Below are 15126 nucleotides of genomic sequence, written 5' to 3' on the forward strand. Positions count from 1 at the left end.
AAGCAAGTGAACGTTCAAAAAGCACCCGCCGGAAGGCTTTCCTTTCGGTGAGTGCTTTTTTCAGTTTCGTGATTACGTTCCCCTTCAAATGGCGACTTTGAAGCTTTGGCCTTGAAGCTGAAGCCGCTCACAGGAATCGCATATACCGGATACTTCAAGATAGGCGTTCTCCGGCCGGAAGCCGTTTCCGAATTCGGCTAATTCCGGCAGGGCCGCCGTAAAGTCCTGGATTTTGCTGCAATGAACGCAATACAAATGATGATGAGGCTCGGTATTCGTATCATACCGCAGAATATCGCCATGATGAGTATGAAAATCCTTCAGCAGCCCCAGCCCCTTTAACGTGCGGAGATTTTTGTAAATAGTCGTCATGCTCACGTACTTCGGATAAGCGGCATAAATCGACTCGAACAATTCTTCAGCCGTAGGGTGAGATAATTTCAAATATAAATGCTCCAAAATGAGCTCTCTTTGTTTTGTTATACGAATATTAGCCGCCTGTAAATGACGAATGGCATCGTTGATCGTGATTTGCATAGCGTCCTCCTTTAAAATTAAAATTAGACTTAATCTAATTATATTCAATAATATCAGTGTTATGCAAAACGGTCATGATCATCATATGAAGGTTTGATGAAGAATGGATGAAGCTAATCTGATGTTCAAGCGTTATTCATGATCAGATCCCGGTTGCGGATGGGAGGGAAATCCCATAGTTGCCGGAGGTGAAAAGGCAGGGAGCGCATGATCGGCAACGATCGCTGGCGTTTGAAGGGGATATTCAGCATTCATTTTTCGAGGATGAAGAGAAAATGGGAAGACGGAGTGTAATGTGATGTTCAAATCCCCCCTATATGGGCCGTGGAGAAATGTTCACCAGCCGCAAAGAGGAGGGTTATTTAATTTGTTTGTATCTATTGAAAATTATAATTATTATAATATAATAACAATTAAAAGCAATAAGCACCAAGGGGTGGCCACATGGATATATATGGCTTAGCAGCAGAAAATTCCTTGTAAGCCGCGAATGGGAGCTTTCCTATAACTGATTCCATTAGCCCGAAATAATGGCTCGACGAATTTCCCGGGAAATGGACACTCTTCCGGCTTCCCTCACACTTTGTCGAATATATGGTTTGTCCTTCACGAGAATCATATTCGATTTTTCAAGTCAGCATCATTTCTTAAAAAAAATGCAAAAAGATGTTGACAATTTGTAATAATATTTTAAGCTTATTTTAATAATCGTAATTTATCCTATCAATAAATAAGCAAATCTGATATGTAGGGACGGTGTTAGGGATGAAAGTGTTCGTCACGATCGAAAACAAACAAATCCCCGTTTTCGCCGACAACTTGAATAAGAAAACGTTAAAGCTGCTGAAGACGGCGTTGGACAATAAGTTAGAGACGGGAAGACATGCACTGAAGAAATGTCTTCAAACGTTGATTAGTATTGAAGTGGTAGGCTGTGAAGCGATCCTTCATTCGATTAACGAGAGAGACACATTGGCGCTCTCACTTTATTGATATAAGAACCTCATCACCTCAAAAAGGTCCTTTGCTTCGCGCGAAGGACCTTTTTGGCGATCATTGCACACGGGTAGTCTTTACCTTATGCGCATGCGTCTTGAAGAACCTGCCGTTACCTTCTTGCTTGTGCGCCGCCGTTGTTTTTCAACGAAAGGGCTCACTCATTGTCAGCCAAAAGATGAATTTTTTGCATTAGAATAGAAGGATAAACCGGCCTGTACATAGAATGTTTTCTTTAATAATACCAGTGGCTGGAAAAATTGCAGGAGGCATGGAATGGCTATAGACAATCTTATTAATCACCCCTTGTTTCTCCTTAGTTTCCATCATTCCCCGGCAGGTATGGCTTTGGCAGCCGCTTCCGGCCGTTTATTGGCAGCTAACAAGGCGTTATGCCAGATTTTGGGTTATTCGGAGTCGGAATTTGTCGGACAAATGATCGATGATTTGTGCCACCCCGACAGCTTGGAAAACAAGAGGAAGTTTTGGGATGAACTGAACCTGCTTTCAAGTGAAAGCACCTCCCGTCAGATGGAATTCGACTGGCGCCACCGGGAAGGCTATGCGGTGCCTTTAAGAATAACGGCTTCCAAATACGTAAGCGAGGAAACGGGTACGGAGGCCTGGTTCATTTTATACCTGACCCAGCCCGGGGGGGATTCCCGGAATCATGATGAACGGCAGGGGAATGATACAGCACTGGGGACAAGTCCGATTATTCCGGTGCAGGAACAAAAATGTCCGCAGCTTTACGAGCTGATCGCGGTCCATTCGCATGATATTATTTCGTATTGTGATCCGGAAGGTATCATTCTTTATACCTCTCCGGCTATACACCGCCTGCTGGGATACCATGAGGAGGAATTGATCGGGAGAAATTCTGCCGAATTGATTCATCCAGAGGATTTTCAGCAGATACAGAGTAAGCACATGGATGGTTATACAGATGATTGTATACATATATGCCGAGTCTTACATAAAAAAGGAAATTACATATGGATGGAAAATTCGGTTAAATTAATCAAGGATGAAAATGGACAGATCAGTAATATTATGACGGTCGGACGGGATATTACTACTAGAAAACAGGCTGAGGAAGAGCTGCTGAAAAGCGAGGAGAAATACAGGAGGCTTATTGAAGAGATGCCGGAAGCGCTCCTTATTCAGCAGGACGGCAAGTGGGTCTGTGTGAACGAAATGGCTGTCCGGCTGTTGGGAGCCGCCAACAGGGGCGAGCTGCTGAACAAACCGGTCCACGATTTCATTGATCCGGACGTGCTTCAGGCGGCATCCAGTCTGACCGAAACGTTAAGTAACGATGATTTCGTTACCACGTTTAAAGGCAAGTTTATTACCGTGCAGGGAGAGCCGGTTGAGGTGGAGTTTTCGGCGGTTCCTACCTGGTATGAAGGGCATTATGCCGTGCGCATTATTGCAAAAGATATTAGCGAAGCCCGCAAGGCGCAGGAATTGCTGCAAAATTCGGAGAAGCTGTCGCTCGTCGGACAGCTGGCCGCGGGAATTGCCCACGAACTTCGTAATCCGCTGACCGCCGTCAAAGGCTTTATCCAGCTTCTGAAATCGGGAGCAGCGGATAAGCAGCAGTACTACGACATCATCTCATCGGAAATCAACCGGATTGAACAGATATTGGGTGAAATGCTGATTCTGGCCAAGCCTCGGGCGGTTCAATACCTGCCGGTAGACATTCACCGTTTGCTGGAGCACGTCACGACATTGGTCGAGTCTCAAGCGATTATGAACAGTATCGAAATCGTCAAGGAATGCGAACAGAGCCTTCCCTTCATTGACGGCGATGAGAATCAGCTTAAACAGGTATTCATCAACGTGATGAAAAATGCGGTAGAGGCGATGCCGCATGGCGGTATCATTACGGTTCGGGCGAACAAGCTGGAAGAGGACCGGATTGTCGTGCGTGTGATTGATCAAGGCAGCGGCATACCTGCCGATCAATTGGAGCGGATCGGCCATCCGTTTTTTACGACCAAGGAGCACGGCACAGGCCTTGGGATGATGGTCAGCTTTCAAATCATTGAAAGACACGGCGGTCATGTATCTATTTCGAGCGAGGTAGGAAAAGGAACAACGGTCGAAATCGTATTGCCTGTATTCGCCAATAACAGTTTGTAATAGAAGTGCAAACAGCGGATCGGGGTTCCCGATCCGCTGTTTATATTTGTACGCCCAGCATGGGCGTCATCTTTAGGGCAAAGTTTGGGATAATGCCAAAGATAGTGATGGTAAAGTAAGAGAACCACTCACTAGAAAAGTAATGAACAAAGAAGAACCGTGGGGTATGGGTTATAAACCGGGATACGAGTTTAGAAAACATTAAATTAGTGCGGCTGAGAGAGGAATTTCTAGGAAACAGTTTTTAGATGAACATAATAATCCTGACCATTATGTCCCCGAATTGCCAAGTTCAAATAGAAGTCATAAACTAGAGGATGACACGGATAGCTATTCAGGTCCATTAAGAGAGGATGACGAGGGATGAGTGTAACGCCCGAAAAAAAACAAATTGCCAAATATATAGCTGATATATTTGGAGGCAAGGCTTCTGTGTTTAATTATGGGGATGATAATAACATAAGTAAGATAGCTATACTTCAGTCTGTTGACTCCCCTTGCGGTGGTGAAGTATCTTACTCAACTATCGGTTTATCAAGTTACGATATCGGATTAAGTGTTGAAGATAAGCCATTAAGAATTGAGTTTGTTGGTGCTAGTCCTGCTGAATATGAACAATTCGGCAATATTATTAGTACTTGTGCTTTTAATGTTATCAATTCCGATTATTCATGTTCACCGGGAACAATTTACCCTAACATTGTAAAAATGTATTACCCAGAATTAAACACAAAACATATTTTGTTCGTGAGTCCATTTTTATGGGATAAGGACCTTGAAACCCTACATTTTGAAGATAAAAAAGTAGCTTGGTTACAGGCAATTCCAATTTCTGATACAGAGTTTGTATACGCCCAAAAACATGGGAGCGAAGCGTTAGAAGATTTATTGGAAGAGTCAGACGTTGACATTTTGGATTTGAATAGACCTTCCGTTATTTGATTGTAGTTACATGACAAAACGGAGGGTTACCCACAAACGAATGAACCACTTTACCTCATGATTACCAACATAACCTTTGTTCTACCTGTAGGAAGTTTGCATGAATTGAGATGTACGCACAGAATAGCTGAAAAAGTATACCCTATTTAACGCCATAGCGTTACATTGAACAGGTCGATTATGGTCAGATACCACCATGATTGACCTGTTTTTTGTTATCTTCGTATTCTTGCGTTTTTTTTCAGATATGACTGCAACTATGTACATACATAGGACGATTGATAGTGTGGGAAAGGACATAATCGGTCATATAGACATCCTATCGCAACTAATCAGTATGGTGTCCCGACTATGAATAGTGTAATTAACGAATTGGGAAGAATTACAATCTAGCTTGTTTAGAAGTACCTGTGCTGAACAAGAACCCACGCATCTCTATGAAGTCAATACCACGTTTTACGCCAAAGTTCCGCAAGAAATCGGCCGATGCTTTTTCTTGGATGGCAACGCGGTTAACGTACTCCTAGAACTCGTATCATGGGGGATGTTGAACAGAGGGCGTAAACGGCAAATAACCGAGTGGTTTGCTGTTAATCAGCAAGTCATGGCTCTCCATCTAGGACTTAGCGAAAATACTGTCTGCTCCAAGCTAATCTATACCAAATCCATTGCATGTTTTCATAGGTGAGAGGACGGGGGTTAGCCGCCCTCTCCTACTCGATCCCAAACCCTTCCATCTCCCCCTCGCTGTAGCCCTCCGTCAATATCCCGCCGTAAGGCTCCAGAAGCGAAAGGGCATGGACGGCAAGCGGCTCCTTCCGGTCGAGCTTGTAATATGCGTTGAGCGCTTCCAGTAGTTCCTTGCCCAGATCGGGATTAAACCGTTCCAGGCTGCGGTACATCCATTTTCCGTCGCCGAGCCATTGTCCTCCGGTACGAAGGGCGAAGGCGGCCAATCCCTCAGCCAGCTTGGCTGCGATAAACAAGCCCTCGCCGCGATGATCTGTGCCGAGCAAATCGTGCAGCGCTTCGCCGATTTCGTACCGCGCCTGGTCCAACTCCTGTCTGGACCAGGCGGGAGGACCGGCGAGCAGGTCCCGCCTCGCCTCCTCAGCCAGGCTGAGGACGGTTTCGTGTCCGCGGATCGGCACGCCTTCCGCGCACATTCGAAGCAGCGACGGAATGGCACACTCGATGCCTTGATCGAAGAAATAACGATATGTCTCTTTTGTAAGAACGAACGCCTCAATCACCCAACCGAATGCTTTGTATGTCCGGCGAAACGGACCTGGACCGGATTCGTCCAATATGACGATATCCAGATCCGACGTTTCGGTCGCCCCCCCCTGCACGACACTTCCGGCCAGAATGGCCGCCTCACAAGACGGAAATTGGTTTGCAACAAACCGCTCCGCTGCTTCCATATAAGATATTTTCTTCATCTTGGTCCCGCCTGACTGAATAGTTTTCGATCTTTAGCCTATTTGCGTGCGATTAACAGCGCGTAGCTTATATAGTCCCGATTATCCAGAATCAACTCATCGTGCTCCAGCGAAGTACGCCAGATGGCGGCGTCGAGGATGGCCTGCTGATCGATGATTTGATGAAGATCGGGATGAATCGACTGGTCGGCGGCCATATGCTCTTGAAATGCCGACCGGTCCTGCACCTGGCTATCCGAGAAATGATCCCGAAGCAAAGCGATCCATGCCTCTTCGGTAAGCAGTCCGCCAAAGCCGAAAAAGGCGGTCAGTTTCGTGAACACATCCGCAGGGATAGATTCCGAAATGATAACCTCGCGATCATAGAGCATGCCGCCGGGCTTCAGCACGCGGTGATATTCTTTGATAGCGGAGGGAATATCGGCAAAATTGGTCACGGATTCCGCCAGCACGATATCGAAGGTATCATCGTCAAACGGAAGAGCCGTAATGCTGCCCTCGACAAAATCAAGCTGCAGGCCTTCATTTTCGGCTCGAACCCTTGCTTTTGCCAGCATTTCCGGCCGAATGTCGAGCCCTGTCACGGTGTGTCCCTGCTTAACCAAGTGGCAGGATGTTCTGCCGGTGCCGCAGCCGACTTCGAGTACCCGGCTTTTCGGTGGAAGAGGAAAACGGCGCAGCTGTTCCAGTGTGGCCGCAAAGCCGCCGGGGTGCGCGCTTCCTGCACCCAAAAGGGTTAACATATCCAAATATTGCACCCGCTCATCACCTACCCATCTCAGATATGGTTCTATTTTATGACAAAAAAGGAAAAGGGATATGGACAGACGCCCCGTCTCTTCACTTTTTCATTGGGAACTCAGGAATATAACGGTGGAAAGCGGAAAATGCTAAAGCTTGTATTTTTGATCAAAGAAACGGAGGAGAAGCGATGAGCAACCTGATGCATGTCTGTCTTGCGGCTTTGATCAGCTTGGGTATGATCCGGCCGGTTCCCCCTGCTGCGGCCGCCCGTCCGCAAGATTATATCAAGGTTATCGTCAAGGCATCTTCGGAATCGGAGATGATAACGGAATTGTCCGTACACTCGAGGTCTCTCATGAAACAGCTTCGGAACTTGAAAGCTGGTACGCCGCTGCGCCGGATACCGACGGATACCTATATTTGGCTGCAAAGGCCGGGAGGCGATGTTCTGTATGCGGTTGACGAACAGGGGGACTGGTATGATACAAGCCGTAAGGAGACCTTACTGTTGAAGCCTGCCTTAAAGGAGCAGATGAAAGACTATATTCATGCTGCACGGACCGCTCATTACGGAAGGCTGGTTCCCTGGAAAGACGCCAAGAGAACGGTCTATATGAAATCTGTCGTTCAGGTCGTGGATCTCGAAACGGGTTTGCGTTTTCGGGCGCAGCGGCGGGCGGGGAGCAGCCATGCGGACATGCAGCCGCTCACCAAAGCGGATACCGGGGTAATGAAGCGAATCTACAGCGGAGAGTGGAGCTGGAGACGAAGAGCCATACTGGTGCAAATCGACGGGATATCGCTTGCCGCATCCATGCATGGAATGCCCCACGGAGGTGACGGGATCCCGGATAACGCCTTTTCCGGCCACTTCTGCATCCATTTTCTCGGCAGCTCTACGCATCGATCGGCGAACGTGGACCCTGACCATCAGTGGATGGTCTACAAAGCGGCGGGCCGTTTGGATGAAGCGTTCAAGCAAGCATCTCCGTACGGGGTGATCGACAGTTTCTTTGTAGCCCTTAATCAACAGGATCCCGAGCTGCTTCGTAGATCGTTTGCAGACCGGGAGAATCCGGCGCTGCACTATTTCATCCAAACCATAGGTCAAATCAAGTCCATCCGGAAGATAAGCGATTTCAATGAAAAAGACGTCAGCGGACAAACCCGCTTCGAGCTTCCGGTAGAGGTGACGGTGCACGCGGCAGGAAAGCGCCCGGAAAAACAGACATTTACCTTTGTGCTGAACAAAGCTTCTGGCGATGCTCCCTGGCAAATTGTTTCTGTCACATACACAGCTACGAGCTTTTCTTAAAAAATGGTATAGGTCTTATGGATCTTTTTTCATGTGCTATTTGTAGGGTTTTGTCATTTGACATAAGGGACGGATTATGGTAATGCCATAACATAGCAAGACTTTCGACGTAAACCGGAGAATTGGGTATAATCCGGGAGGATATGCCGGGAATAAGGAGTATAGGGCAGGTGAGCTTTCCTTACCCTAGGAGAAGAGGTATAATCTGGAATAATGCTGGGATATCCGACATGACCCACAGATGAGATCATGTTAGCATTGAAAGTGATCGCGATCAAAAACATTTGGAGGGATGTGGGACAGCTTGAGGCAATGGTTGAACATTCCGCTCATTCTTTTATTGTTTGCGGCAGTGGCAGGATGCGGAACTGTAAATGATGCCGGAGCTCCTGAGGGAGACAGACCGGCTGCCGCCGGAGGCAATAAAGAGGGCACATTAGCCAGAGCGCAAGAACAAGGTTATGTCACAGTAGGATTCGCCAACGAAAAACCTTACGCCTACCAAACGGCGGACGGGGAACTGACCGGTGAAGCGGTAGAGATTGCACGGACCGTATTGAAAAATTTGGGTATTAACGAAATGCGCGGTGAATTCACCGAATTCGGTTCTCTGATCGCCGGCTTGCAGGCCAAACGGTTTGATCTGATTACTGCGGGTATGTTCATTCATCCGGACCGCTGCTCGGCTGTCGCTTTTGCCGATCCGGAGTACAGCATCGGAGAAGCGATTGCCGTCAAAAAAGGGAATCCTTTGGCTTTATACAGCTACAAGGATATTGCCGGGAATAAGAGTGCCCGTGTGGCGGTTATGGCCGGTGCGGTGGAAATCGGGTATTTGGAAGCATCCGGCGTGCCCAGGGATCGCATACTGGTCGTCCCCGATCAGGCAACCGCCATCAGCGCCCTGCAAGCAGGACGCGCGGAAGCGATTACGATGACGGGGCCATCGCTGCAGTCCATGCTGGATACGGCGAATGACAGCAATTTGGAACGGGTGTCCGACTTCCAGCAGCCGATCGTGGACGGCAAAAGTGTCAGAGGATATGGAGCTACCGCTTTCCGGCAGGATGACCAGGAGTTTAAAGACGCATTCAATGCAGAATTGAAGAAGCTGAAGGAGTCGGGCGAGCTTCTGACGATCCTGCAGAAATTCGGATTCACGGAGGATGAGCTTCCGGGCGACGTGACGGCCGCGAAGCTGTGCGGTCAATAACATGGATGTTTCCGTAATGAGTATGCTGCCGCAGCTTCTGGAAGGAGCTAAAGTAACGGTCTTGGTAGCTGTGCTTGCCGGATGTCTTGCTTTTGGAGCCGCCGTGACGGCGGGACTCTGCAGGCTGTCCGGATGGCGGACCGTACGGACGGCCGCAGCGGTTTACGTTGAGCTGTTCCGCGGAACCTCGCTCTTGGTGCAGTTATTCTGGCTTTATTTTGCACTGCCGTTCCTGGGGGTGGAGCTTCCGAAGCTGCCGTCGGCCGTGCTTGCCGTCGGGCTCAATTTCGGCGCATACGGGTCGGAGATCGTCCGCAGCGCGATTCTGGCTGTTCCCAAAGGGCAGTGGGAGGCGGCGACTGCACTGAATATGACATCTTATGATCGGATGACGAGAATTATTTTTCCCCAAGCTTTTGTTCGTATGCTGCCCCCATTCGGCAATTTAATGATCGAACTGCTGAAATCGACCTCTCTTGTATATTTCATTACGCTCGCCGATATGACGTATCAGGCGATGCTGCTCCGAAACCAATACTACCCGATGACGCCGTACATTTTTGCGCTGCTGCTTCTGTTTTACTTTGTTTTGGCCTATATTGTGTCCTTATGCACCCGGTGGGCTGAACGAAAAGCGGCGTCGGGGAGGATGTAGCCGATGTGGAATTGGGAATATACGCTGCAAATCCTGCCGGAGCTGCTCAGGGCATTAAAGATGACGGTTGCGGCAACGGCAGGGGGATTTGCCTTAGCCTGCGCAGGCGGCCTGGTTCTGGCCCTGGCTGCCAGATCGCGCCGGAAACCGTTGGCTTTGGCGGCAAAGGCCCTGACGGAATTCGTGCGAAATACGCCATTGCTGGTACAAGTGTTTTTCCTGTATTACAGCTTACCCTTGATAGCGAATATTTCGCTTTCGGCTTTTGCCGTCGGGATCATTGGCTTGGGGCTTCATTACAGCACCTATTTATCCGAAGTGTACCGTTCCGGCATCGAAGCCGTCCCCAAGGGGCAATGGGAAGCGGCGACTGCGCTGAATTTTTCTAAACCGAGAACGTGGTTTTCCATCGTATTGCCCCAAGCCATACCGCCGATCGTGCCGATCATGGGCAATTATTTGATCGTGATGTTCAAAGAAACGCCAGTCCTTTCTGCGATTACGCTGGTGGAGCTCTTGCTTACGGCCAAAAATATCGCTTCGGTTTCGTACCGCGTGTTCGAGCCGTATACGCTGGTCGGCATACTGTTTCTGCTGATCAGTTTTCCGGCCTCTCTGCTGGTCAGGAGACTGGAAATCAGGCTGAATCGTCAAAGAGGACTTTGACGTGAGGCGAGGAACAGGAGATGAAACAAAATGACGGATTATCCTGTAGTAAGATACTTGAACATTCGGAAAAGCTTCGGCGATATCGAGGTGCTTAAAGGAATTGATTTGGATATCGCCCCTGGCGAGAAGGTCGCCCTCATCGGCCCCAGCGGTTCGGGCAAAACGACACTCGGCCGCCTGCTGATGACGTTGGAGGAGCCAACCTCCGGCACGATTGAAGTCAACGGCGAATCGCTTTGGCATATGAAGTCGGGCGGCAGGCAGGTGCGCGCGAATGAGAAGCATCTGCAACAGATGCGCAGCAGCATCGGGATGGTGTTTCAGCATTTCAACCTGTTTCCTCATATGACCGTACTTCGCAATGTAACGGAAGCCCCGATTCGTGTACTGGGACTTGCCAAGGAAGAGGCGCGGGAGCGTGCGGTGCTCATGCTGCGAAAGGTGGGGCTGGAGGAAAAGCTGGACGCCTACCCCGCGCAGCTTTCCGGAGGACAGAAGCAGCGTGTGGCGATCGCGCGGGCTTTGGTTATGCGTCCGAAGGTGATGGTATTTGATGAGGTAACCTCCGCGCTCGACCCTGAGCTGGTAGGCGAGGTGCTTGAAGTCATCAAAGAAATTGCAAGCGAGGGCGAAATGGCGATGCTCCTCATCACCCATGAGATGGAGTTTGCCCGCGATGTGGCCGACCGCGTCGTATTTGCCGCCGACGGCCGGATCGTGGAGGAAGGAACACCCAAAGAGGTGTTTGAACATCCGCAAAGTGAACGTCTTCAAGCTTTTCTCAGGAGGTTTCGTTCAACGGTCAGTGTATGACAAAGGAGGGATCGGATGTCTCATACCGATACAAAAATTATTCGATACCGAAAGCCCCGCAAAGAGGACGGGGGCAAGGTATGGGAGTTGATACGCTCGGCAGGTGCGTTGGACCTCAATTCGGCTTACTGCTATATCATGCTGTGCGATTATTTCCGCGACACCTGTCTTGTGGCGGAGCAGGGCGGGAGGCTGGCGGGCTTCGTATCCGCTTTTCGTCCCTCTGGTCGTGAGGATACGCTATTTGTCTGGCAAATTGCGGTCGCCTCGGAATATCGCGGCCGGGGAATCGGCAAAACGCTTCTTGACAAGCTGTTGGCCCAATGTGGAGAACGCCCCGTTCATTACGTGGAAGCGACGATAAGCCCTTCCAATCAGGCTTCCCGGCAGTTGTTTGGCAGTTTGGCAAGACGGTATAATATCGCTTTCATAGCGAGGAAGGGCTATCCGGCCGAGATTTTCCCGGGCCATGGTTCTCATGAAGAAGAAAGCTTGTATCGCATTGGACCGCTTCAACCTAAACCCGTATCCGTTTAAACCCGAAAAGGAGGAGGATGACGAATGACGCAAACGATGAAAGAAACCGCGGAAATGACATCCCTGCACGTTTTTGAGGAGCTGGAATCGGAGGTGCGGAGCTATTGCAGGAGCTTCCGTACGGTTTTTTCGAAAGCGAGCAATGATAAGCTGTGGGATGTGGCCGGACGGGAATATATTGATTTTTTCGCCGGTGCAGGGGCATTGAATTATGGGCATAACAACGAGCGAATTCGACAAAAGCTGGTTCAGTATTTGTTGGAGGACGGCATTACCCACAGTCTGGACATGGCTACGAAAGCGAAAGAGGACTTTCTTATCCGGTTTCAAGAAGTGATATTGAAGCCGAGAGGCCTGCAATATAAAGTCATGTTTCCGGGACCTACGGGAACCAATGCAGTGGAAAGCGCGATGAAAATCGCCCGTAAAGTCACGGGCCGTGAAACGGTGCTTTGCTTTACGAATGCGTTCCACGGCATGTCGCTGGGATCGCTGTCTGTGACCGGCAACAAGTTTAAGCGCAAGGGGGCCGGCGTGGCTTTAAATCATTCAGTATTTATGCCGTACGACGGCTATTTCGGCGCTGACACTGATACAGTGGCTTATATGGAGAAGCTGCTGGATGATCCGGGCAGCGGCGTTCCTCTTCCGGCGGCCGTTATCGTGGAGACGGTACAAGGCGAGGGCGGACTGAACGTGGCTTCGGTTCCATGGTTGAAACGGCTGGAGAAGCTTTGTGATCAACGGGGTATTTTGCTCATTATCGACGACGTTCAGATGGGCTGCGGCCGGACGGGGACGTTCTTCAGTTTCGATGAGGCGGGGATTCGCCCGGATATCGTTTGTTTATCCAAATCGATCGGCGGCTATGGCCTTCCGATGGCCTTGACACTTATCAAGCCTGAGCTGGATGTATGGGCTCCGGGAGAGCATAACGGCACATTCCGCGGGAACAATTTGGCCTTTATCGCCGCCACGGAGGCTTTGTCGTATTGGGAAACCGATGCATTTTCGGTAGAAGTGATACGCAAGGCGAAACGGGTGCGTACGTTTTTGGAAGAACAGGTGAAGCTGTACCCTCAGCTGCAGGGGGAAGTGCGGGGCAAAGGCTTCATTCAAGGCATTGCCTTTGCGGACGCCAAGAAGGCCGGATTGCTCTGCGAAGCGGCTTTCAAGCGCAGAGTCATCATGGAAACCTCCGGACCGGACAGCGAAGTGGCGAAGCTGATGCCTCCATTGACGATAGATCATGAAGTATTGGATCTAGGGCTGCAGCGGGTCTCCGACAGCATGAAAGAGCTGGCGGCAAGCATTTCGTCTCAAGAGAAGGGAGCGTAAATATATGATTGTAAAACATTTGGAGCAGGTTGTGCATACCCAAGACGACGTCGACACACCGACCTGGAATTCCCGCAGGCTGCTGCTTGAAAAGGACGGCATGGGGTTTTCCATGCATGACACGATCATTAAGGCGGGAACGGAAACGCTGATCTGGTATAAAAATCATGTGGAAGCCGTGTACTGCATTGAAGGCGAAGGAGAAATCGAGGTCATTGGCGGCCAAACGTATCCGATCCGTCCGGGAACGCTTTATGCGCTCGACGGGCATGAAAAACACTACCTTCGGGGGAAGACGGATATGCGGATGGTGTGTGTATTTAATCCTCCTTTAACGGGACGCGAGGTTCATGACAAAGACGGGGTGTATCCGGCATCTGTGGAAGCAGCTGAAGCACGCGGATAAAGACGAGTACTACAGATTAGAAAAGGAGCTGGTAACGGTGGCTTTTGATGGATCGAATGCTCGTACAAAAGATGGAATAGCGGCGGTACATCCCCGTTCTTACGAAAATGCAGAGGACGCTTATCCTTCCAGAATCAAGCCTGTGGCCGAATTTATTAGCCGTAAGGATCCTGTCGTATATTCAAAGTGGACGCAGGAGAGCCCGATTGCCAGGGAGCAATCCGATTTTTACGAGAAGAACGGGTATTTGTTCCTTGAGGACTTTTTTACGGATGAGGAGGTTGACGTCTGGCGTAAAGAGCTGAAGAGGCTCCAGGAAGCCGGGCGGCATTCGAATAAAGACGAGGTGATTCGCGAACCGGAGAGCAGGGAAGTACGATCGGTGTTTGCGGTGCATCGCGATAACCCGGTATTCCGCAAGCTGTCCGAGCATTCCAAGCTTCTTGGCATCGTTCGTTATTTGCTGGGGAGCGATGTTTACGTGCATCAGTCGCGTATTAATTTCAAACCCGGCTTTAACGGGAAGGAATTTTACTGGCATTCGGACTTCGAGACATGGCACGTCGAAGACGGTATGCCGAGAATGCGGGCGCTAAGCTGCTCGATAGCGCTTGAAGACAACAGCTACTTTAACGGTCCGCTGATGGTCGTTCCCGGTTCTCATCGTACGTTCGTGACCTGCGTGGGCGAGACGCCGGAAGACCATTACCGAAGCTCTCTCCGGCGCCAGGAATACGGCGTGCCCGACCAGACCAGCCTGACTGAGCTTGTCCGCCAAGGCGGCATTGAGGCTCCGGTCGGCAAAGCAGGTTCGATTCTGCTGTTCGATTGCAACCTGATGCATGGCTCAAGCAGCAACATCTCACCGATGCCGCGCAGCAACGTGTTTCTGGTGTACAACAGCACGGAGAACCGGATCGTCGATCCGTTCTCCGGTCAAAAGCCTCGTCCGGATTATATCGCTGCCCGCTGATCCCATGCTCCGCTGCCTGACATTTATTTCATGTGCAGAAAGAAATAATCCGGATCTTGGGCTGGGCGCTGACTTGGGGTAACGGTTGACTTTCCGTTAGGACTGTTGGAGGCGTTATTCGGGCTTATCTTGCTCGGGGGGATCCCTCGCCGGCTTTGGATTTTGTGTTCCGGGAAAAACGGCGGTCTTGCTTGCAGCGGACCGGTTTGATTACAGCGTCGATGAATCAAGCGGTTAGCCGACTGGAATGTCCGGGGCGGTCCGAAAGAGTAAAGTGGAATAAGCCGGATTTTATGCGAAAAAGCTTCCAGAACCACTGTTAAAGTGGAGCTGGCAGCTTTTTTTCTTAAAGATCGAACGAACGGCCAAAGCGGAGAGTGGACAATCATGGCTTT

At 49.9% G+C, this 15126-nt stretch carries 15 protein-coding genes and 1 pseudogene; 13 read left to right on the forward strand and 3 right to left on the reverse strand.

Annotated elements, in window-relative coordinates; all coding sequences use genetic code 11:
- Positions 1-84 precede the first annotated feature (84 nt).
- Positions 85-537 (reverse strand): Fur family transcriptional regulator, encoded by a 453-nt coding sequence (locus tag NR121_RS05940; protein ID WP_054817558.1) that lies wholly within the window; start codon positions 535-537, stop codon positions 85-87.
- 765 nt (positions 538-1302) lie between these two features.
- Between NR121_RS05940 and NR121_RS05945 the strand changes: the two genes are divergently transcribed.
- The 4 genes and pseudogenes from NR121_RS05945 (at position 1303) to NR121_RS05960 (ending at position 4626) form a co-directional block, all read left to right on the forward strand.
- Positions 1303-1530, forward strand: a complete 228-nt coding sequence (locus tag NR121_RS05945; RefSeq protein WP_054817559.1) for a hypothetical protein — start codon at positions 1303-1305, stop codon at positions 1528-1530.
- Between the two features lie 279 nt (positions 1531-1809).
- Complete coding sequence (locus NR121_RS05950) at positions 1810-3684, forward strand: PAS domain S-box protein (RefSeq protein WP_062409740.1); 1875 nt, start codon at positions 1810-1812, stop codon at positions 3682-3684.
- Positions 3685-3763: 79 nt separating this feature from the next.
- A pseudogene (locus NR121_RS05955) lies at positions 3764-4051 on the forward strand (GH-E family nuclease); the annotation flags it as partial.
- Positions 4048-4626 carry a suppressor of fused domain protein gene (locus NR121_RS05960; RefSeq protein WP_054817562.1) on the forward strand — a complete coding sequence of 193 codons (579 nt, stop codon included), beginning with the start codon at positions 4048-4050 and terminating at the stop codon, positions 4624-4626. The pseudogene NR121_RS05955 and the gene NR121_RS05960, both read left to right, overlap by 4 nt.
- A gap of 713 nt (positions 4627-5339) precedes the next feature.
- Here the strand turns inward: NR121_RS05960 and NR121_RS05965 are convergent.
- Together NR121_RS05965 and NR121_RS05970 are read right to left on the reverse strand one after the other, a co-directional pair.
- Complete coding sequence (locus NR121_RS05965) at positions 5340-6068, reverse strand: nucleotidyltransferase domain-containing protein (protein WP_062409739.1); 729 nt, start codon at positions 6066-6068, stop codon at positions 5340-5342.
- A 38-nt stretch (positions 6069-6106) separates the two neighbouring features.
- Positions 6107-6826, reverse strand: coding sequence for a class I SAM-dependent methyltransferase (locus NR121_RS05970; RefSeq protein WP_054817563.1), 720 nt, complete (start codon positions 6824-6826; stop codon positions 6107-6109).
- Positions 6827-6999: 173 nt separating this feature from the next.
- Between NR121_RS05970 and NR121_RS05975 the strand changes: the two genes are divergently transcribed.
- From NR121_RS05975 to thpD, 9 genes are all read left to right on the forward strand, one after another.
- Positions 7000-8127 (forward strand): hypothetical protein, encoded by a 1128-nt coding sequence (locus tag NR121_RS05975; RefSeq protein WP_054817564.1) that lies wholly within the window; start codon positions 7000-7002, stop codon positions 8125-8127.
- 352 nt (positions 8128-8479) lie between these two features.
- Positions 8480-9340, forward strand: coding sequence for an ectoine/hydroxyectoine ABC transporter substrate-binding protein EhuB (gene ehuB / locus NR121_RS05980; RefSeq protein WP_373864975.1), 861 nt, complete (start codon positions 8480-8482; stop codon positions 9338-9340).
- Between the two features lies 1 nt (position 9341).
- Positions 9342-9995 carry an ectoine/hydroxyectoine ABC transporter permease subunit EhuC gene (gene ehuC, locus NR121_RS05985; protein WP_062409736.1) on the forward strand — a complete coding sequence of 218 codons (654 nt, stop codon included), beginning with the start codon at positions 9342-9344 and terminating at the stop codon, positions 9993-9995.
- Between the two features lie 3 nt (positions 9996-9998).
- Entirely contained in the window at positions 9999-10661 is a 663-nt protein-coding gene (gene ehuD / locus NR121_RS05990) for an ectoine/hydroxyectoine ABC transporter permease subunit EhuD (protein ID WP_054817565.1), read from the forward strand.
- Between the two features lie 30 nt (positions 10662-10691).
- The gene (ehuA, locus tag NR121_RS05995; protein WP_137670354.1) at positions 10692-11477 is read left to right on the forward strand and encodes an ectoine/hydroxyectoine ABC transporter ATP-binding protein EhuA; all 786 of its coding nucleotides are present in this window, start codon (positions 10692-10694) and stop codon (positions 11475-11477) included.
- 15 nt (positions 11478-11492) lie between these two features.
- Positions 11493-12014 (forward strand): diaminobutyrate acetyltransferase, encoded by a 522-nt coding sequence (gene ectA / locus NR121_RS06000; protein WP_074728752.1) that lies wholly within the window; start codon positions 11493-11495, stop codon positions 12012-12014.
- Positions 12015-12038: 24 nt separating this feature from the next.
- On the forward strand, positions 12039-13352 hold the full coding sequence (gene ectB / locus NR121_RS06005; RefSeq protein WP_249929593.1) for a diaminobutyrate--2-oxoglutarate transaminase: 1314 nt from the start codon (positions 12039-12041) through the stop codon (positions 13350-13352).
- Positions 13353-13356: 4 nt separating this feature from the next.
- Entirely contained in the window at positions 13357-13758 is a 402-nt protein-coding gene (locus NR121_RS06010; RefSeq protein ID WP_054817566.1) for an ectoine synthase, read from the forward strand.
- On the forward strand, positions 13703-14731 hold the full coding sequence (thpD, locus tag NR121_RS06015; RefSeq protein ID WP_137670353.1) for an ectoine hydroxylase: 1029 nt from the start codon (positions 13703-13705) through the stop codon (positions 14729-14731). The genes NR121_RS06010 and thpD overlap by 56 nt, the downstream gene beginning before the upstream one ends.
- Positions 14732-15126: the final 395 nt, after the last annotated feature.

Source organism: Paenibacillus sp. Pae15 (assembly GCF_024519685.1).
In the GTDB taxonomy this organism is placed as follows: Bacteria; Bacillota; Bacilli; order Paenibacillales; family NBRC-103111; genus Paenibacillus_G; species Paenibacillus_G naphthalenovorans.